The following is a 17,851-nucleotide window of genomic DNA, read 5'->3' on the forward strand; positions in this document are numbered from 1 at the left end:
ACCCCCGTTCTGAGGAGTCCCCCGTGGCCATCTCGGTCTTCGACCTGTTCTCGATCGGCATCGGCCCGTCGAGCTCGCACACGGTCGGCCCGATGCGCGCGGCCCGCATGTTCGCCCGCCGCCTTCGCAACGAGGAGCTGCTGGACTCCGTCGCCGCCGTCCGCGCCGAGCTGTACGGCTCGCTCGGCGCCACCGGCCACGGCCACGGCACACCCAAGGCGGTGCTGCTGGGCCTGGAGGGCGACTCTCCGCGCACGGTGGACGTGGAGACGGCGGACGACCGCGTCGAGACGATCAGGTCCTCGGGCCGCATCCGTCTCCTCGGCGAGCACGAGATCGCCTTCACCTACGACGACGACATGGTCCTGCACCGCCGCAAAACCCTCCCGTACCACGCCAACGGCATGACGCTGTGGGCGTACGACGCGGCCGGCACGGAAGTGCTCTCCAAGACGTACTACTCGGTCGGCGGCGGCTTCGTCGTCGACGAGGAGGCGGTGGGCGCGGACCGCATCGTGCTCGACGACACGGTGCTGAAGTACCCCTTCCGCACCGGCGACGAGCTGCTGCGCCTGGCCCGGGAGACCGGCCTGTCCATCTCCGCCCTGATGCTGGAGAACGAGCGGGCCTGGCGCGACGAGGACGAGATCCGCGAGGGCCTGCTGGAGATCTGGCGCGTGATGCGGGCGTGCGTCGACCGCGGCATGTCCCGCGAAGGCATCCTGCCGGGCGGCCTGAAGGTCCGCCGCCGCGCCGCGAACACCGCGCGCAAGCTGCGCTCCGAGGGCGACCCGCTGGCCCTGTCGATGGAGTGGATCACCCTCTACGCGATGGCCGTGAACGAGGAGAACGCGGCCGGCGGCCGGGTCGTCACCGCCCCGACCAACGGAGCGGCCGGCATCATCCCGGCGGTCCTGCACTACTACATGAACTTCGTGCCCGGCGCCGACGAGGAGGGTGTCGTCCGCTTCCTCCTCGCGGCCGGCGCGATAGGCATGCTCTTCAAGGAGAACGCCTCCATCTCCGGCGCCGAGGTCGGCTGCCAGGGCGAGGTCGGCTCCGCCTGCTCCATGGCGGCCGGCGCGCTCGCCGAGGTGCTGGGCGGCACGCCGGAGCAGGTGGAGAACGCCGCCGAGATCGGCATGGAGCACAACCTCGGCCTGACCTGCGACCCGGTCGGCGGCCTGGTCCAGATCCCGTGCATCGAGCGCAACGGCATGGCCGCGGTCAAGGCGGTCACGGCGGCGCGGATGGCGATGCGCGGCGACGGGTCCCACAAGGTGTCCCTCGACAAGGTCATCAAGACCATGAAGGAGACCGGCGCGGACATGTCCGTGAAGTACAAGGAGACGGCCCGGGGCGGGCTGGCGGTCAACATCATCGAGTGCTGAGGTGCACGCCTCGGCCGGCGCGCAGGCGCACCGTGCGGCCGTCCCGACAACCTCGCACGGCAACCGGAGCCACTACCGGACGTGGAACGTCCGGAGCTGGAAGCCGGCCCCGGCGGAGGCCGGCCACAGCCTCCCGGCAGCGGCCACGTGATCGCCGCGTCGGAGCGTCAACCGTTGTGGAAGCTGTCCCCGACGGGTTCGGGCAGGGTGAGGGCCGAATGGGCGGGCTGTCCCTTCCCGGAGGGGATGGTGCTGAGTCCGCGGAGCCTGTTGTTGCGTTGCTCCAGGGCCCGGGGCGTGGCCGGGAAGAGTGTGGCACCGCCTTTGCCGACCAGCCCCTGGTTCATGGTCACGAACTCGCGGGTGCTGTGTTCGTAGGCGGCGAAGCCTGTGGCGTGGTCCTGGCGGGCCAGGGAGCCGGCGAGCATGTAGGCACCGACGAGCGCGAGGCTGGTGCCCTGGCCGGTGAGGAACGAGGGCGCCCACGCGGCGTCGCCCACCAGAGCGACCCTGCCACTGGACCAGCGGGGCATACGGATCTGGCCGACCGCGTCGAAGAACAGGTCGTCCGTGTCGCGCAGGGCGGCGATCATGCCCGGGACCTCCCATCCCGCGTCGGCGAAGACCGAGGCGACCAGCTCACGCTGGGCTTCCGGGTTGCGGAACGCGTCCGATGGCGGTTGTGGGCTGGCGAAGTTCAGGAAGGCGTGCACTTCGTCGTCGTCCCCCACCGCGTAGAGCGCCGCGGCCCTGCCCGGGCTGTTCCACATCACGGTCTCGTGCGAGAGCCCGAAGGTGTTGGGCATCGTGAACACGGCGAAGCAGTAGCCGAGGTAGTGGTGGAACCGCGCTTCGGGGCCGAACACCATCTCCCGGGTACGTGAGTGCATACCGTCCGCGGCGAACACCATGTCGAACGTGCGCCGGCCGCCCCCGCGGAAGGTGACATCGGCCCCGTGGCCCGACTGGTCGAGGGTGTCGATGGAGTCGTTGAACAGGAACTCCACGTCGTCACGGACCGCCGTGTGGAGCGCGTCGGACAGATCTCCGCGCCGCACCTCCAGGTCCCGTCCCGCGGCACCGCCGGTGACGGTGTGCGGGTGGAGCGAGGCCACTACGCCGCCGTCGCGCTCGAGGAAGGTCAGCCGGCGCAGGTCGATGTGTGCGTCCCGCAGTTGCGGCAGGATCCCCATCCTCGCCACGACGTCCAGTGCGGTGCCGCGCACGTCGATGGGGTAACCACCACCTCGGAACGCGGGCGCCCTCTCGACCACCGTGACCGCGTAGCCGTAGCGGTTCAGCCAGAACGCCAGGGCGGGGCCGGCGATGCCGGCCCCCGAGATCAGGACCGTGCGCCTCGGCGTGGTGCGGATGTCCGCCGGCTGATCGGTGCGGGTCATTCCTTGACTCCTTTGCTCATGGTGCGAGTGACAAGCAGGGCGAGCGCCGTGACGGTGCCGGCGATGACGAAGCCGGTGACGTAGGCCGATTCGGCCGCGACATCCGACCCGGAGGGGGTCGCTGCGGTGAGGAGCGCGCCACCGAGCTGCCCGCCCACGGCGTAGCCGAGCACGCGGCTCACCAGGATCAGGCTGGTGGCGATGCCGGTGTCACTCCGGTCGACGGCTGTGGCGGTGCTGGTCATCATCGCCGTGACGCACAGACCGTTGGCCAGCGCGATCGCCGCCTTGCCGACGACGAGGTGCCAGACCTCGGTGTGCACGGCTGCCAGGGCGGCCAGGGAGACGGCCATCATGACGACTCCGGCGGTGACCACGGCGCGCGAGCCGAAACGCCGGTCCCCGATCCCGCCCAGCGGCCCGGCCAGCGACGCGGCGACGGCGCCGGGCAGCAGGAAGAAGCCGATCTGGGTGGCACTGGCCCCGAATCCGTATCCGTCGCCGGTCTCGTCGAGCAGCTGCGGGACGAGATAGACCGCCATCGAGGTGCCGAGGCATATCACGAACGTCAGCGCACACGCTTTCCACATCGCGGGCCGTGCCAGCATGCGCAGATCGATCATCGGCGAGGCCGCACGCCGTTCGACGGCCACCCATCCGGTGGCGAAGGCGGCCAGCATCACGATGAGGGCGCCGAGCACGAGGGGCTGCGGGACGAGGTCGGGCGCCAGCGCGAGTACGAGCATGAGCGTGACCAGCGTCCCGCTCAGGAGAAGCAGGCCGGGCCAGTCGATCCCGGCGTCGTCCGACCGGCCCGGCGGATCAGTCGGCATCAGCCGGTTCACCAGCAGGGTGGCCCCGATGACCGCGAGCGTCGGCAGCGCGAACATCCAGTGCCGGGAGAGCGTTTCGGCCACGGGCCCGGCCGACAGCGTTCCCGCCATCCCGCCCCCGACGAACAGTCCGCTGACCACCCCGATGGCCACCTTCGACTCTCCCGCGGGGAGGTGTTTGCGCACCACGATGAACGACAGGGGCAGCGCGCCCACCATCGCCCCCTGCAGTACCTGGCCGAGCAGCAGCACGGGCAGATTCGGCGCCAGAGCGGACACCAGACCACCGGCACAGACCACCGCCATCAGCCGGATCAGGATCCGTTTCCCGCCGTAGCGGTCGCCGAACTTGCCTGCCAGCGGTGTGATGAGCGCGCCGGTGATGAGAAGCACGATGCTGAGCAGCGCCCCTTCGGAGGGGCTCATGTCCAGCTCGCGTTGCAGAAGCGGAAGCGTCGGTGTCACCACCGACTCCAGGGCACCGGTGGCGAGTGCCAGTGTGCCGAGAGCTCCGACGGCCGCCTTCCCGACGCGGACCGGGGGAGCCAGAGTTTCGGTCATGAACATCCTTTCCTTCGTTGCCGGGCGAGTGAGGGGGCGTGGAGGGCGGCGGGCGTGGCGCTGCCGCCTTGCGGCCCGCGCCGGGCGCCGGCCCGACCGGGAGCCGGCCAGGGCCGTCGCGGCACAACGCGCTCGCTGCTCCGCGGCCCTCCGCCCGAGAGGTCGTACGGGGCGGGAGCCGACGTGGGGCCGGCTGTCGCCCCGTCGGGGGCGCTACGACCAGCGGCGCAGCGCCGCTCGCGCCGGTAGCGTGACCGCGAGCAGTGCCAGGCCGACGCCGGCGGCGGCGAAGGATCCGTACACCAGCCCAGGCACGTACGGCCCCTCGCCGGTCATGCCGCGCATCATCGGGATGAGCGTGGCCGCGGCGATCGCGGAGCCGAGGATCACGCCTGCCGCGGAGACCAGCAGGCCCTCCCAGCTGAGCATGGTCAGCACTTGGCGCCGGGTGGAGCCGACCAGGCGCAGTGTGCCCAGCTCGCGGCGGCGGTCGAGGACCGTCATCACCAGGGTGTTGGCGGCGGCGACGGCGGCGAAGCCGCCGAGGACCGCGGCCATGGTGTTGTTCATCCAGGCGCCCAGCCTGGCGTCGAGGTTCTGCTCGGTGGCGTAGCCGGAGGCGTCGGTGACCTCGCCCAGGGCGCTGAGTGACTTCTGCGAGCCGCCCCTCACCAGCAACGTGCTGTCGAAGCCCGAGGTGACGTGCCCGGCGAGGGACGCCCGGTCCATGGTCACCGTGGCCAGGCCGAGGCCTCGGCCGTAGACGGCGACGATCTCGGGGCCGGCCTCGGTGCCGTCGGGGAGGTAGAGCGGGAGCCGGTCGCCGACTCCCACGTCCGCCGAGTCCGCGAGGGTCTTGTCGATGGCGATACGGCCCTTGCCGAGCCGGTCGAGACTGCCTTCGCGTACGTCCAGGTCCTGCACCTTCGCCAGCTCGGCGCCGGAGCCGCTGACACCCTGGGCCGCCGCGCCCTGCAGCGACTTGAACTCGCCGGAGCCGGTCGGCACCAGTACCTGCGTGTTCAGCAGGCCGACGGCCGCGTCCACGCCCGGCGCGCGGGCGGCCTGTGCCGACGCGTCCACGGGGAGCCCGGCCGGGTGCGTGACCACGTGGTCCGCGATGACGCCCGCGCGCAGCTGCTTGTCGGCGGCGTGGGTCTCGCTCGTGTGCATGAACACGAGGGTCGAGGCGAAGGCCATGGCGAGGACGATCGGAGTGATCGCGGAGGCGAGGCGGCGGGCGTTGGTACGGGAGTTGGCGGCCGCGAGCTGGGCGGCCGGGCCCGCGCCCCGCAGGGGGAGGCCGAACAGGCCCGCGCACAGCCGCGCCACCAGCGGGCCGAGCAGCGCGACGGCCAGCATGAAGAGCATGACGACGCCGAGGGCGGCGCCGGCCGCGTCACCTCCCGTGGAGCCGGCGGAGACGCCGGTGAGGACTCCACCGCCGACGAGGGCGCCCATGCCCAGCGTCGTACGGACCAGGCCGGGCCGCAGCCGCTCCACCGACGCCTCGGCGAGCGCCTGTCCCGGCTTGATCCTCGCGGGCCGACGCCCGGCCGCCCAGCCGGCAGCGAGGGCGGTGAGCAGTCCCATGGCGACGGCAGCGAGGAGGGGAAGCCCGGAGACGTGCAGGTCCACGGCGCGCGGGATCGCACCGCGGTCCCGCAGCTGCCCGAACCACCAGTGCGCGAGCCCGATGCCCGGCAGGCAGCCGATGATCCCGGCGAGCGGCGCGACGAGCAGCGCTTCTGAGGCGACCGCGCGCCGGACCTGCCGCGGGGTGGCGCCGACGGCGCGCAGCAGCGCGAATTCGCGGGCCCGCTGGGACACGGACAGGGACACGGTCCCGGCCGCGGTGAGGATCGCGACGATGGTGGCGATGCCGCCGAAGGAGCCGCCGATTCCGAAGAGTGTGACCTTGGCGTAGCCGAGGCCCGGGTCCTCGACGGCACCGCGGTCGTCGCCGGTGTGTACCTGGGCTCCGGAGCCGGCCAGGGCCTTCCTGACGGAGTCGGCGAGGGCGTCGGCATCGGTGCCGTGCTCGGCCAGCACGGCGATGGCGTCGGCCTTGCCGGGGTGGCCGGCGAGCGTGGGCGCCTGGGCGTCGGCGAACCAGGCCAGGGCGCCGGCGGCGCCGGCGTTCCGGGCGGTGTCCTCGGATCCGGCCCGGGCGACGCCGGCCACGCGGAAGTCCCGCTGCCCAGCGGCGGTCCGCAGCACCACGGTGTCCCCGACGGCGGCCTTCGCGGCGCGGGCCGTAGCCGCGTCGAGCACGACTTCGCCCTGGTGGGGCGCGGAGCCGGTGGTCAGCGCGGTACCGGTGAAGATGTGCGAGCCCCAACCGTGTGCGGTGAGTACACCGCCGGGAACGGGCAGTTCGCGTGCGCCGGGGCCCACACCTTCGTCCGCCGCGCGCACCGGGAAGGTGAAGTCCGGGACGGCGGCGGCTGCGCCCGGCGCCTCGGCGGCCTTCGCCACCAGCCCGGCGTCCACCCGCGCGGTGTCCGGCAGCGGGACCGCCTCCCTCTCACGGTCCTCACCGCTGCCCGTGACGATGTACTCGTACTGGTCCGCCGCCGCGACGACAGGCGTCTTGGCGTACCGCTCCGGCGGCACCGACGCGCGCAGGCTGGTCTCGAGCAGGATTCCGCAGGTCGAGACGATCAGCGCGGACATCAGCAGCGCGAGGAAGGTTCCCGCGAAGGACGCGGGCCTGAAGCGGACGGCCTCACGGGCGAGTCCGTTGGGGCGCCTCATGCTGCCGCACCCGCCATCGCGCCCGTACGGGAGGTGAGCACGGCCATCCGTGCCGCGATCTGCTCCGCCGAACCACGCTCCAGGCCGTCGGCGAAGGCGCCGTCGGCGAGGAAGAGCACGCGGTCGGCCCAGGCGGCCGCGGCCGGGTCGTGGGTGACCATGACGACGGTGGCGCCGAGGGTGTCCACCGCGTGCCGGAGCAGGCCGAGGACCTCGGCGGCGGTGCCGGTGTCGAGGGCGCCGGTGGGCTCGTCGGCGAAGATCACGTCCGGGCTGGTGACCAGGGCGCGGGCGACGGCCACGCGCTGCTGCTGGCCGCCGGAGAGCTCTCCGGGGCGGCGCCGGGCCTTGTCGGCGAGCCCGACCTGCGCGAGCACCGCGGCCGCCCGGCTGCGGTCCCGGCGCTGCCCGGCGAGGCGCATGGGCAGCAGGACGTTCTGCTCCACGGTCAGTGACGGCAGCAGGTTGAACGCCTGGAAGACGAAGCCGAGGCGGCTGCGGCGGAGCTCGGTGAGCTCGGTCTCGTTCATACCGGTGATCTCCGTACCGCCGAGGCGGACGGATCCCGCCGACGGCCGGTCGAGCCCGGCGGCGCACTGCAGGAAGGTGGACTTGCCGGACCCGGACGGGCCCATGACCGCGGTGAACGTGCCGCGCGGGAGTGCGAGGTCGACGCCCGCGAGGGCGTGCACGGAGCCCGCGCCGCGGCCGTACTGCCGCCGGACACCGCGCAGTTCGACGGCGAGACCGGGTGTGCCCGGTGCGGTGGCCGGGGCCTCCGGTCGGTCGTCCGCCTTCTGACGCTTGCGGCTGCGTAGCCTCATGTTCCGCCCTCTCGCGATGTTCTCGTGCCTACGAGGTGGAGAGTGCGGGGACGACTGCGCGCCGGGCGTCATACCCGGGAGCCAATGTGGAGGTGCTACCACGGTAGGGGGTGGAGGAGGGGCGGGCACCGCCTCCGCCCGGGGCTGCCGGCGAGGGGGGATCCGGAGGGCCGAGCCCCGGCCTGCACCGACATGGGGCATCCCTGCCCTGAGCTCGGGGAAGGGCCGACCCGGCTGCCGTCGGCGCGGTGCGCACGGGGCTTCGTCCGTTGCCGCCCTGCGACGGGGCCCGGAGCTCAGCCCGGCGGGGAGCCGCTTCTCCGGCGGGGGCCGTCCGGGGGAGCGAGCCGCCCCCGACAAGACCGCGACTCGCCCGGCGCGGCTCAGGGATACCGGCATCAGCATCGTGCGGGCACCAGGGCCGCAGGCCGCTGCGTCTGCGACGGCGACGTGCTCGCGGTCCCGGGGCATGGCCCCGGCCGGGGGCCTACTCGCCCGCGGTGACCAGCTCCGATTCGTACGCGAAGACCACCGCCTGGGCGCGGTCGCGCAGGTCGAGCTTGGTCAGGACGCGGCTCACGTGCGTCTTCACCGTCTGCTCGGCCAGCACCAGCGTCTGCGCGATCTCCGCGTTGGACCGGCCGCGGGCCACCAGGGTGAGGACCTCGGTCTCGCGTTGCGTCAGGGCCTTGAGCCGCAGTGCGGGCTTGCCCCGGGCGGCGGGACGCTGCCGGGCGAAGTCCGCGATGAGGCGGCGCGTCACGGAGGGCGCGAGCAGCGCGTCGCCCGCGGCCACGACGCGTACCGCCGCGATGAGGTCGGCCGGCGGCGCGTCCTTCAGCAGGAAGCCGCTCGCACCGGCCCGCAGCGCCTCGTAGACGTAGTCGTCGACGTCGAACGTGGTGAGCATCAGCACGCGCGGCCGGTGTTCCCCCACTGCCTGAGGGGCGTGGGCGGTGCCCCCACCACCCGGCGGGGGCGCGAGGATGCGGCGCGCGGCCTCGAGGCCGTCCATCTCGGGCATGCGGACGTCCATCAGCACGACATCGGGGTGGGTGCGCCGACTCAGCTCGACGCCCTGAGCGCCGTCGGGGGCCTCGCCCACCACGTCGATGTCGCTCTGGGCGGCCAGCAGCGCGGCGAAGCCGGCCCGCACCATGGCCTGGTCGTCTACGATGATGACGCGCGTCGTCACGTGAAGTCCCTTTCGGTCAGGGGAAGTCGGGCTGCCACCCGGAAGCCGCCGTCCGGCAGCGGCCCCACATCGAGGCTGCCGCCTATGATCCGTACCCGCTCGCGCATGCCGACGAGACCGTGCCCGGTGCCGCCCACCTCGAGCGGCGCGGCGGGCGGCTCCGGCGGCGGCCCGTTGACGACCAGAACGGTGAGCCGCGCGCCGCCCTCCGACACCGACAGCGACACCCGCGTCGGGGCACCCGGCGCGTGCCGCACGACGTTCGCGAGGGCCTCCTGGACGATGCGGTACGCGGACAGGCCCACCGCCTCGGGCACGTCGGCGTCGCAGGGGGTGAACTCCACCGGCATGCCGGCCCTCGCTGTCGCCTCCACCAGCTGCCCGATCCGTGTCAGGTCCGGCTGGGGCGCGAGCTCGCCGTGCGCCTCCTCGTTGCGCAGCACGCCGAGGAGCCGCCGCATCTCGCCGAGCGACTCGCGCGCGGTCGCCGCGATGGACGTGAACTCCTCCCGCACATCCGGCGGCAGCCTGTCGAGGCGGTACTCCGCGGTGTCCGCCTGCACCGTGATGACGGACATGTGGTGCGCCACCACGTCGTGCAGCTCGCGTGCGATCCGGGCGCGTTCCTCCAGCAGCATCCGCCGGCCGCGCTCGTCCTCGCTGATCGTCTCCTGCTCGGCCAGCCTGCGCTGCACCTCGTACCGCTCACGGAGCGCACCGGCCATCAGGAGCGCGATGCCGCTGAGCACCGTGAGCACTGTGCTGTTGCTGTTCGTACCGTCGGGAACGACGAACCCCGCACCGATGCCCGCGCCCACCGTCGCCAGCCACACCAGCAGCAGCGTCCGGCGCGGCTCGCGCAGACCGAGGGCGATGCAGAGGCCGACGTACCCGACGATCACCATCGGCGTGAACGGCCACAGGAGCCGCTCCTCGAAGTCGACGGTGCGCAGGACGAGCGCCCCGGCCACATCCGCCACGAAGATCACGCACCAGGCCCGCAGCGGACGGACGACGGCGAGCAGCAGCGGGGCCGCCTGCGCGACCGCCAGCGCGCTCGCGATGCCGCTGTTCAGACCGTAGTCGGCGGTCAGCACCTGGATGGTGGTGGGCAACAGGGCGACGCACAGCACGAACGCCACGCCCCACGGCAGCAGCCGCACCCACCGACGCGAAGCCCCCGCGAACAGCGCTCGCGGCGGCTCCTCCTCCGCTGACGTCATGGGCTCCACCTTATGCGCGGCGGGAAGGCGTCAGGGAACAGGAACGGCTCCCACTTCGCGCAGCTGCCGCAGGGCCTGACGGCAGGAGCCGGTGAGGCCCGGCTCCGCGCAAGGGGACACCGAGGAGGCGGCGGGGCGGGCCGGCGGTCGACATCACCGAGTGCCGACCGGGCGGCGAACGGGCGACGGGGCAGGCGCCCGGCGGGCCGCGGCACCCCTCAGGCACCTCACGCGTCTCACATCATGACACTCGCTTTCCGAAAAATAAGACGCCTGAGATCGTTGCGCTACCCATGTATCGCGCGTGAAAGACCGAGAGATGTCCGCACCGTCCCCCCGCCCCGCTCCCGCCCAGGCTCCCGTCAATTCGCGGTCCCGCGTCCTCATCGCCAGCCTCATCGGCACGACGATCGAGTTCTACGACTTCTACATCTACGCGACCGCCGCCGTCCTGGTCTTCCCCGCACTCTTCTTCCCCGACAGCGACCCGACCACGGCGCTGCTGTCGTCCTTCGCGGTCTTCGGCGCCGCGATGGTCGCCCGGCCGATCGGCGCCGTCTTCTTCGGACACCTCGGTGACCGGCTCGGCCGCAAGAAGACGCTGGTGGTCTCGCTCCTCACCATGGGCATCGCCACGTTCCTCATCGGCGTGCTGCCCACCTACGCACAGGCCGGCTGGGTCGCCACCGCACTGCTCGTGCTCATGCGGCTGGCGCAGGGTTTCGCGCTCGGCGGCGAGTGGAGCGGGGCCGCGCTGGTCGCGACCGAGAACGCCCCCCGCGGCAAGCGCGCCCTGTACGGGACCTTCCCGCAGCTGGGCGCCCCGCTCGGCTTCATCATCGGCAACGGCCTGTTCCTGATCATCGGGGCGCTGCTGCCCTCCGCGGCCGGCGCCGACCCCACCCAGCCCTCCGAGGCCTTCACGAGCTGGGGCTGGCGCATCCCGTTCCTGTTCTCCGCGGTGATGGTCGCGATCGGCCTGTGGGTGCGCTCGCGACTCGTCGAGTCCGCGGTGTTCGCCAAGACCCGCGAGGCCGGGAAGGTCCGGAAGCTGCCGCTGGCCACCGTCGTCCAGGGCCACTGGAAGCAGCTGATCCTGGGCACGTTCATCATGCTGGCGACGTACGTGCTCTTCTACCTGATGACCACGTTCTCGCTGAGCTACGGGCGCACCGCGAAGGACGCCGACGTGCCGGGCCTCGGGTACAGCTACACCACGTTCGTCCTGATGATGATCTTCGGCGTGCTCTTCTTCGCGGTGTTCACCCTGGTCTCCGGCCCGCTCGCCGACAAGTACGGCCGCCGCGCCACCCTGATCTGGATCACCGCCGCGATCGTGGTCTTCGGCCTGGTCTGGGTGCCGCTGATCGACCTGGGCACGTTCGGTGTGGTGCTGTGGCTGGTGCTCGGCTTCACGCTGATGGGCATGACGTTCGGCCCGATGGGCGCGCTGCTGCCGGAGCTGTTCCCGACGAGTGTGCGCTACACCGGCTCCGGCATCTCGTACAACGTCAGCTCGATCCTCGGAGCGGCCGTCGCACCGTTCATAGCGGTGGCGCTGTGGGAGACCGGTGACGGCTCACCGTGGCTGGTCGGCGTCTACCTCTCCGTGATGGCGGTGCTGACGCTCACCGCCCTCCTGCTCAGCAAGGAGACCAAGGACGTCTCCCTGGACGAGGGCGAGGGCGAGGCAGCCTCCGTCGACGAGAGCCCCCGGGCGGCCGCGGTCACCACCTCCGCCCCCTGATCCGACCGGCGTTCACCACCGCCGTACGCCGAGCGCCCCGCGCCCGGCGTACGGCCGCCCGTCCGCTCCCGGTGGCTCAGATGCCGCAGCTGGGAGCCGACCAGTACGGCGACGGGTCGAAGGCGACGTGGGTGTGGTCGTTGTGGCCGGGGTAGCCCGGGCCGAGGATCTCCGAGAAGCCGTGGGTCCTGGACTGCTGCGCGAGCCGGCAGAAGCTGGGCGATCCGGTGAGGTCGGCCGCGTCGCCGTAGAGGTGGCGGCTGGTGGCCGAGCCGCCGACCGCGTTGTTGCAGGCGCGGGAGCGGAAGCCGCTGGAGATGGTGATGGGGACGTCACCGAGGGCGTGCCTCATCGCCTCCAGCTTCCACATGGTCTTCAGCGCGTTCGACTTGGCGGTGGCCGCGGAGACCGCGCCGCCGGACCAGTCGGAGTTGCACTTGTTGAGCTCGGCGTAGCTGAAGTGGACGGGTGTGCAGTCCGCGTCCTGGAGGGCGTAGATCTTGCTGAAGGTCGCGGGTCCGGCGACACCGTCCGCGCCCAGTCCGTACGCGGCCTGGAACTTCTTGACGGCGGCGGCGGTCCGCGCGCCGTACTGTCCGTCGTAGGAGAGCCGTTCGCCGGAGGTCACCCAGCCGGCGACCCGGATCTGGAGCTGGGTCACATCGCTGCCCGAGGACCCCTGGGACAGGGTTCGGTTCCAGGTGTAGCAGGAGTCGGCGTGCGCGGCGCCGGCGGTGGCGCCCACACCGACCACCGCACCCGCCATGAGCATGACAAACGAGAGAAGCAGACGTGACACGCGTCTGAACATCCCGGCCTCCCGACCGTTGAGTCGACCACAACTGGAGCCCAGCGTGCGGCAACGCGCTACGCGCGTCAATGGCGCCCGAGGGAAGGGGAGTCGACGTTTTCGCGTCCGCCGGGGATCACCCGTGCCCCGGCGGGGAATAACCAATTCCCATTCCCCCACAGCCTCTCAGGGAGTCCCCATGCTGCGCGGTATCGACGTCAGCGCGTACCAGTCCTCCACCTACGACACGGACGGTCTCTCCTTCGTCTTCATGAAGGCGACGGAAGGCCGTTCGTACGTCAACCCGAAACTCGCGGCCCAGACGAAGCGGGCCCGCGACGCCGGACTCGTCGTCGGCTTCTACCACTTCCTGTGGCCGGGCAACCTCACCGCCCAGGCCGAGTACTTCGTCTCCAAGACCCCTGAGAAGAAGGGTGACATCCTCGCCGTCGACTGGGAGACGAACGGGGAGGGCACCCACGCGAGCAACTCCGAGAAGGACCGCTTCATCCGGAAGCTGAAGGAACTGCGGCCGGACAGCCGGGTCGTCCTCTACTGCAACCGGCACTTCTGGCTCACCGTCGACAGCACCTCGTACGCCGGTGACGGCCTCTGGATCGCCGACTACGTGTCGGCCGGCAAGCCCCGCATCCAGGCCGAGTGGCGCTTCCACCAGTACACCGACGACCCGGTCGACACCAACGTCGCGGACTTCGCGAGCGGGGCCGCGCTGAGGAAATGGGCCGAGGGTGCCTAGCTCCTGGCCCTTGAGCCCTCGCCGGCCGGGGCGGGCTGTTCCGCGCAGGGGCGCCCCCGGGTGACCGGACGGGCGCCCCTCACGGCGTCGTCACTTGCTCAGGTGGGCCCAGAACTCGTCGAACGACAGCACCTTGTCCCCGTCGAGGTCGCGACCGGCGATGATCGCCTCGGCCACCGACTCGGTGACGTTCCAGTCGCCGCCCTGGGCCAGCGCGGTCTTGAACTCGGCGGCGGTGATGAAGCCGTCCCCGTCCGTGTCGATCCGCTGGAACTGCTTGCGTGCTTCCTCGATGTCCGCCACCGGTCCGCCCCTCATCTCATGCGTGGGTCCTTCTGACGCAGGTCAGATTAGCTGCCCGTTCGGGCACCCAGCGCGGCGACCACCCACCCGAACCGCTCCTCGTAGGCGGACGGGGGCTCCACGCCGTTCACGATCGCGGAAAGCTCCCGGTAGCGGGCGAGGCGGGCGTTGGTCACCGATGTGAGGCGCTCCCGTACGACGGCCGGGTCGGCGTCGCCGATCAGCCCGCGCAGGATGCCGGCGGCCCGCGGCGAGTCCGGCGCGACGTCCTCCCTCAGCGCATCGCCCGCGAGCTTCACCAAGCGGCTCACGAACCACAGGGAGGAGCCGGCGGGGACGTCCGGTCCCCGGTCGGCCGCGTTGAACTCGATCATCCTGCGCATCGTCGCCCGGAACTCCGGGTCCTGGATCAGCTCGGCCAGCTCCACCCAGGCGTCCACCTGCTCGGGGGTGGGGTCGTCGGGCAGGTCCGCCGCGGCGTAGCGAAGGCGGGTGCGGATGTCGGGGTCCGCGGTGTCGATGCCCTCGAAGACCTCCGCCATGAAGTCCTCGATGATGCGCCGTCGTTCGGCGGCGGACAGTCGCGCCAGTTTGTTCATCAGGGTCGTCTCCTCAGCGGTCGAGCCGCGTCGCGCCACGGTCGACAGCACCGCGCGGGTCACCCGCAGGGACCTGATCTGCGCGTCCAGCGCGCTCACATGGGCCGCCGCGACCTGCGCGACCGTCGTCTCGCCGACCAGCACGCGGCGTACGGGGTCCAGGCCGAGGCCGAGTTCGCGCAGTGTGCGGATCAGCTCCAGGCGGGCGACGGATGCCGCGTCGTACAGCCGGTAGCCGCCCGCGGAGCGGGTCGCCGGGGGCAGGGCGCCCTCGTCGGACCAGTAGCGGATGGTGCGCACCGTGAGTCCGGTGGTCCGCGCCAGTTCGCCGATGGTCATGAGTCCGGTGCCGTCGTCGGTCATGTCTGTGAGTCTGGGCCTTCCAGTGGGTGGAGACTCAAGGAGCGCGGTGTGGCGGAGAGCCTGCGGGACATTCTGGACGCGGTGGCGCGGGGCGTCTTCCCGGCGGCGGACGGCGGTACGACCGTCGTGCCCCAGCACGGCCCCCGGGACGCCGGGGTGATCGCCTTCACGGCGCACTCCGTCGTCTTCACGGACGAGGACGAGGGGTGGGTGCGCGAGACGTTGGGCGCGTTGCGCTGTGACGCCCTCGCCGCGACGATGAACGCCCGTTTCCTGGCGGCCTTCATGGAGCGGACCGGGCGGACGACCGACACGATCGACGTGCTGCTGACCGGCGCTCCGCTTCCGGGCCGGCCGGAGGTCGTGCTGACGGAGGTCGCCGATCTGGGGCATCCACGAGTGGTCTCGGCCCGTCGGCGGCGCGACGAGGTGCGGGTGTGGGCGGCGGACGGCGGGGTGCTCGTGCTGGGCCGCGGGGTCGCAGGGCGGCTTGAGGCCGCGGTGGAGGTGGCTCAGGGGGCACGTCACCGGGGGCTGGGGCGGCGCCTGGCGACGGCGGCGCGGCAACTGGCCGGGGGCGAGCCGGTGTGGGCCCAGGTGTCGGCGGGGAACGCCCGCAGTCTGCGGGCGTTCCAGGCGGCGGACTACCGGCCGGTGGGGTCCGAGGCGCTGTTCCTCGGGCCCTGAGACAGGCCCTGTCCTGCTCCGGCGCCGTCAGTGCCAGGGCTGGTAGTGCGGGTTGCTCTCGCACTCGCTCATGATCTCGGTCCTGGTCTGCCTGTCGACCGGGCAGACGCCGATGATGTACTTCCGCTGGATGCCGCCGGGGAAGGCGACCTCGACCTGGTCGGCCCACTTGTGGGTGTCGCCGATGGTCTTGTTGACGTCGATGCCGCCGGGGGCGTCGACGTAGTAGTTGTAGCCGGACTTGTACCAGGTCTTGTAGAGGTCGTGGTCGTAGGTCGTCGAGACGTACGGCGAGGGCTGGTTGACCAGGACGTACTTCTCGATGTCGTACTGGCCGTTCAGGACGTCCCTGGCGTGGAAGCCCTCTTCGAAGACGACCTGCGGGCCCCGGCTGTCACTGCGGTAGAGGGTGCCGCAGGTGGTGCGCCAGACCGGCTCGGGTGTGATGCGGTCGACGTCGACGCCGGGGTCGGCGGCGGCCTTGAGCTTGTCGTCGAACTGGGGGCAGGCGGGGGCGGCCTTGGCGGGAGCCGTGACCGGGGCCGCCGCGCCGGGGGCGGTGGCGGCCGAGGTGGTGAGGACGGCGGAGAGCGACAGCACGGCGGCAGCGGCGCGTCGCCGCAGACGAGTGGTGATCATGCGGGTACGATCCCGGCTCCGCGGTCCCGGGCCGCGGATCATCACCCGTATGTGGCGTGTCCGCCGAACGGGGTTGCACCGAGCGGCAGATGGGCCTTCAGCGGTCCCCCACCCGCATCTCGAACCAGGTCGTCTTCCCGCGCGGCAGCAGATCGACGCCCCACCGGTCGGACAGCTTGTCGACGAGGAAGAGGCCGCGTCCGCTGATGTCCGTCTCCTGCACCGGCATCAGGCAGGGCAGCCCTCGGGAGGGGTCGCGGATCTCGACCCGGATCCAGCCGGGGCGGCGGCGCATGTGCAGGCCGAAGACGCGGGCGCCGGTGTGGCGCACGGCGTTGCCCACCAGTTCGGAGACGAGCAGGACGGTGTCCTCCGTGGCCTTGGGGCCGAGTTTCCACTGGCGCAGGGCCACGACCTGGGCCAGTCGGCGGGCGGTGGCGGCGGACTCGGGGAGGGACGGTAGCGCAACCTCGCGCTCCGTCGGGTTGCCGAACAACTCCAGCGCCTTCACTGCGCGTTCGTCCTCGACCGCCGGCGACCAGCGCGCCGCGGTCGCCCGTCCGGCTCCCCGCGGCTGTCCCGTACCCTCCAGCCCCGCCATGCCCCCATCATGGCCGCCCGCGGAGGGGTCCGAGGCCGTTCCCGCCGAATACGCCCCCGGGCGACCACGGCCCGGCGACGCCCGAACGGCATATGCCACAGGCAGTTCGGGGCCGGGAGCAGCCCCCTGACCTGCACGGACAGCCCAGTACGGGCCGAGCGGCGGACTCCCTCGACAGGACGCGCTTAAGGGTGCGTTAAGGCTGCCGTAAACCGCTCTTTCGAGGGATCCACAATCGGACACCGCGTCAATTGCAAGCACTCCGGGCGAACTTCACAGGAACTTCGCCTTTCCGGGGCCCTCCTCCACGAAGCTGGCCATCCCGCGTTCGCGGTCCTCGGTGGCGAAGAGGCCCGCGAACCAGTTCCGCTCGACGGCGAGGCCGGTCTCGATGTCCGTCTCCAGGCCCGTGTCGATCGCCTCCTTGGCCGCGCGCAGGGCGATGGCCGGCCCCTTCGCGAGCCGCGCGGCCCAGGCGTGCGCCTGCTCGTAGACCTCGGCGGCCGGCACCACGCGGTCCACCAGGCCGAGCGCGAGCGCCTCGTCGGCCCTCACCTGGCGGCCCGTGAAGATGAGGTCCTTGGCCTTGGAGGGGCCGATCAGCCGGGACAGCCGCTGGGTGCCGCCCGCGCCGGGGATCAGGCCGAGCAGGATCTCGGGCTGGCCCAGCTTGGCGTTCTCACCGGCGATGCGGAAGTCGGCGCAGAGCGCGAGTTCGCAGCCGCCGCCCAGCGCGTAACCGGTCACCGCCGCGACCACCGGCTTGGGGATGCGGGCCACCGCGGTGAAGGAGTCCTGCAGGGCACGGGCGCGCGCGATCATCGCCGCGTGGTCCATCACCTGCATCTCCTTGATGTCCGCGCCCGCCGCGAACACCTTCTCGCCGCCGTGGATCACCACGGCGCGGACGTCCTCGCGGCGGGTGGCCTCCTCGGCGAGCTCCTTGAGCCGGTCCTGCGTGGCGATGTCCAGCGCGTTCATGGGCGGACGGTCCAGACGCAGCGTGCCGACGCCGTCCGCGACTTCGAGATGTACGGTCATGCTCCGCAGGTTAGCGGTCGTTCACGCGCCGGGGCACTCGCGGGTGCGTCGTCGGCGCGCGGCCCGCGGTGGATTGCTCGCACCCACGCGGCGCAGCCGCATATCGGGACGGCCCGCGCCCCTGAGGGGCGCGGGTGACG

Annotated in this window: 16 protein-coding genes; 4 read left to right on the top strand and 12 right to left on the bottom strand. The window is 72.1% G+C overall.

Going from position 1 to position 17,851, the window contains the following annotated elements; all coding sequences use genetic code 11:
• The first annotated feature begins 23 nt into the window (after window positions 1-23).
• Window positions 24-1,391 carry an L-serine ammonia-lyase gene (locus ACH4F2_RS15830; RefSeq protein ID WP_398133272.1) on the top strand — a complete coding sequence of 456 codons (1,368 nt, stop codon included), beginning with the start codon at window positions 24-26 and terminating at the stop codon, window positions 1,389-1,391.
• A gap of 167 nt (window positions 1,392-1,558) precedes the next feature.
• Here ACH4F2_RS15830 and ACH4F2_RS15835 read toward each other — a convergent pair whose 3' ends face one another.
• From ACH4F2_RS15835 to ACH4F2_RS15860, 6 genes are all read right to left on the bottom strand, one after another.
• The gene (locus tag ACH4F2_RS15835; RefSeq protein WP_398133273.1) at window positions 1,559-2,791 is read right to left on the bottom strand and encodes an FAD-dependent monooxygenase; all 1,233 of its coding nucleotides are present in this window, start codon (window positions 2,789-2,791) and stop codon (window positions 1,559-1,561) included.
• Complete coding sequence (locus ACH4F2_RS15840; RefSeq protein ID WP_398133274.1) at window positions 2,788-4,185, bottom strand: MFS transporter; 1,398 nt, start codon at window positions 4,183-4,185, stop codon at window positions 2,788-2,790. Before ACH4F2_RS15840 ends, ACH4F2_RS15835 begins: the two co-directional genes overlap by 4 nt.
• A gap of 213 nt (window positions 4,186-4,398) precedes the next feature.
• Window positions 4,399-6,942 (bottom strand): FtsX-like permease family protein, encoded by a 2,544-nt coding sequence (locus tag ACH4F2_RS15845; RefSeq protein WP_398133275.1) that lies wholly within the window; start codon window positions 6,940-6,942, stop codon window positions 4,399-4,401.
• A complete protein-coding gene (locus ACH4F2_RS15850) occupies window positions 6,939-7,766 on the bottom strand; it encodes an ABC transporter ATP-binding protein (protein ID WP_398133276.1) in 828 nt (275 codons plus the stop codon). Before ACH4F2_RS15850 ends, ACH4F2_RS15845 begins: the two co-directional genes overlap by 4 nt.
• 487 nt (window positions 7,767-8,253) lie before the next feature.
• Window positions 8,254-8,961: a response regulator gene (locus ACH4F2_RS15855; RefSeq protein ID WP_398133277.1), complete on the bottom strand. Its 708-nt coding sequence runs from the start codon at window positions 8,959-8,961 to the stop codon at window positions 8,254-8,256.
• Entirely contained in the window at window positions 8,958-10,184 is a 1,227-nt protein-coding gene (locus ACH4F2_RS15860) for a sensor histidine kinase (protein ID WP_398133278.1), read from the bottom strand. The genes ACH4F2_RS15855 and ACH4F2_RS15860 overlap by 4 nt, the downstream gene beginning before the upstream one ends.
• Before the next feature lie 319 nt (window positions 10,185-10,503).
• Here ACH4F2_RS15860 and ACH4F2_RS15865 point away from each other — a divergent pair, with 319 nt between their 5' ends.
• Entirely contained in the window at window positions 10,504-11,931 is a 1,428-nt protein-coding gene (locus ACH4F2_RS15865) for an MFS transporter (protein WP_398133279.1), read from the top strand.
• Window positions 11,932-12,007: 76 nt separating this feature from the next.
• Here the strand turns inward: ACH4F2_RS15865 and ACH4F2_RS15870 are convergent, their stop codons facing one another.
• Window positions 12,008-12,742 carry a D-Ala-D-Ala carboxypeptidase family metallohydrolase gene (locus tag ACH4F2_RS15870; RefSeq protein WP_398133280.1) on the bottom strand — a complete coding sequence of 245 codons (735 nt, stop codon included), beginning with the start codon at window positions 12,740-12,742 and terminating at the stop codon, window positions 12,008-12,010.
• 178 nt (window positions 12,743-12,920) lie between these two features.
• On the opposite strand from ACH4F2_RS15870, the gene ACH4F2_RS15875 reads away from it, so the two are divergent.
• Complete coding sequence (locus tag ACH4F2_RS15875; protein ID WP_398133281.1) at window positions 12,921-13,478, top strand: glycoside hydrolase family 25 protein; 558 nt, start codon at window positions 12,921-12,923, stop codon at window positions 13,476-13,478.
• 90 nt (window positions 13,479-13,568) lie between these two features.
• Here ACH4F2_RS15875 and ACH4F2_RS15880 read toward each other — a convergent pair whose 3' ends face one another.
• Together ACH4F2_RS15880 and ACH4F2_RS15885 are read right to left on the bottom strand one after the other, a co-directional pair.
• A complete protein-coding gene (locus ACH4F2_RS15880) occupies window positions 13,569-13,781 on the bottom strand; it encodes an EF-hand domain-containing protein (protein WP_398133312.1) in 213 nt (70 codons plus the stop codon).
• A 47-nt stretch (window positions 13,782-13,828) separates the two neighbouring features.
• Window positions 13,829-14,743 (bottom strand): MerR family transcriptional regulator, encoded by a 915-nt coding sequence (locus ACH4F2_RS15885; RefSeq protein WP_398133282.1) that lies wholly within the window; start codon window positions 14,741-14,743, stop codon window positions 13,829-13,831.
• A 48-nt stretch (window positions 14,744-14,791) separates the two neighbouring features.
• Here ACH4F2_RS15885 and ACH4F2_RS15890 point away from each other — a divergent pair, with 48 nt between their 5' ends.
• Window positions 14,792-15,430, top strand: coding sequence for a GNAT family N-acetyltransferase (locus ACH4F2_RS15890; RefSeq protein WP_398133283.1), 639 nt, complete (start codon window positions 14,792-14,794; stop codon window positions 15,428-15,430).
• A 27-nt stretch (window positions 15,431-15,457) separates the two neighbouring features.
• Here ACH4F2_RS15890 and ACH4F2_RS15895 read toward each other — a convergent pair whose 3' ends face one another.
• From ACH4F2_RS15895 to ACH4F2_RS15905, 3 genes are all read right to left on the bottom strand, one after another.
• On the bottom strand, window positions 15,458-16,069 hold the full coding sequence (locus tag ACH4F2_RS15895; protein ID WP_398133284.1) for an ADP-ribosyltransferase: 612 nt from the start codon (window positions 16,067-16,069) through the stop codon (window positions 15,458-15,460).
• A 97-nt stretch (window positions 16,070-16,166) separates the two neighbouring features.
• On the bottom strand, window positions 16,167-16,670 hold the full coding sequence (locus tag ACH4F2_RS15900) for an ATP-binding protein (protein ID WP_398133285.1): 504 nt from the start codon (window positions 16,668-16,670) through the stop codon (window positions 16,167-16,169).
• Between the two features lie 273 nt (window positions 16,671-16,943).
• Window positions 16,944-17,711, bottom strand: coding sequence for an enoyl-CoA hydratase/isomerase family protein (locus ACH4F2_RS15905; RefSeq protein ID WP_398133286.1), 768 nt, complete (start codon window positions 17,709-17,711; stop codon window positions 16,944-16,946).
• Window positions 17,712-17,851 lie beyond the last annotated feature (140 nt).

The sequence above is a fragment of the Streptomyces sp. NPDC017890 genome, from assembly GCF_044328675.1.
Lineage (GTDB): Bacteria > Actinomycetota > Actinomycetes > Streptomycetales > Streptomycetaceae > Streptomyces.

Bases quoted from the DNA above. Each gene is read 5' to 3' on its own strand.
- ACH4F2_RS15835 (WP_398133273.1), bottom strand. From the start codon at position 2,791: ATGACCCGCACCGATCAGCCGGCGGACATCCGCACCACGCCGAGGCGC.
- ACH4F2_RS15840 (WP_398133274.1), bottom strand. From the start codon at position 4,185: ATGACCGAAACTCTGGCTCCCCCGGTCCGCGTCGGGAAGGCGGCCGTC.
- ACH4F2_RS15845 (WP_398133275.1), bottom strand. From the start codon at position 6,942: ATGAGGCGCCCCAACGGACTCGCCCGTGAGGCCGTCCGCTTCAGGCCC.
- ACH4F2_RS15850 (WP_398133276.1), bottom strand. From the start codon at position 7,766: ATGAGGCTACGCAGCCGCAAGCGTCAGAAGGCGGACGACCGACCGGAG.
- ACH4F2_RS15860 (WP_398133278.1), bottom strand. From the start codon at position 10,184: ATGACGTCAGCGGAGGAGGAGCCGCCGCGAGCGCTGTTCGCGGGGGCT.
- ACH4F2_RS15865 (WP_398133279.1), top strand. From the start codon at position 10,504: ATGTCCGCACCGTCCCCCCGCCCCGCTCCCGCCCAGGCTCCCGTCAAT.
- ACH4F2_RS15870 (WP_398133280.1), bottom strand. From the start codon at position 12,742: ATGTTCAGACGCGTGTCACGTCTGCTTCTCTCGTTTGTCATGCTCATG.
- ACH4F2_RS15875 (WP_398133281.1), top strand. From the start codon at position 12,921: ATGCTGCGCGGTATCGACGTCAGCGCGTACCAGTCCTCCACCTACGAC.
- ACH4F2_RS15885 (WP_398133282.1), bottom strand. From the start codon at position 14,743: ATGACCGACGACGGCACCGGACTCATGACCATCGGCGAACTGGCGCGG.
- ACH4F2_RS15895 (WP_398133284.1), bottom strand. From the start codon at position 16,069: ATGATCACCACTCGTCTGCGGCGACGCGCCGCTGCCGCCGTGCTGTCG.
- ACH4F2_RS15900 (WP_398133285.1), bottom strand. From the start codon at position 16,670: ATGGCGGGGCTGGAGGGTACGGGACAGCCGCGGGGAGCCGGACGGGCG.
- ACH4F2_RS15905 (WP_398133286.1), bottom strand. From the start codon at position 17,711: ATGACCGTACATCTCGAAGTCGCGGACGGCGTCGGCACGCTGCGTCTG.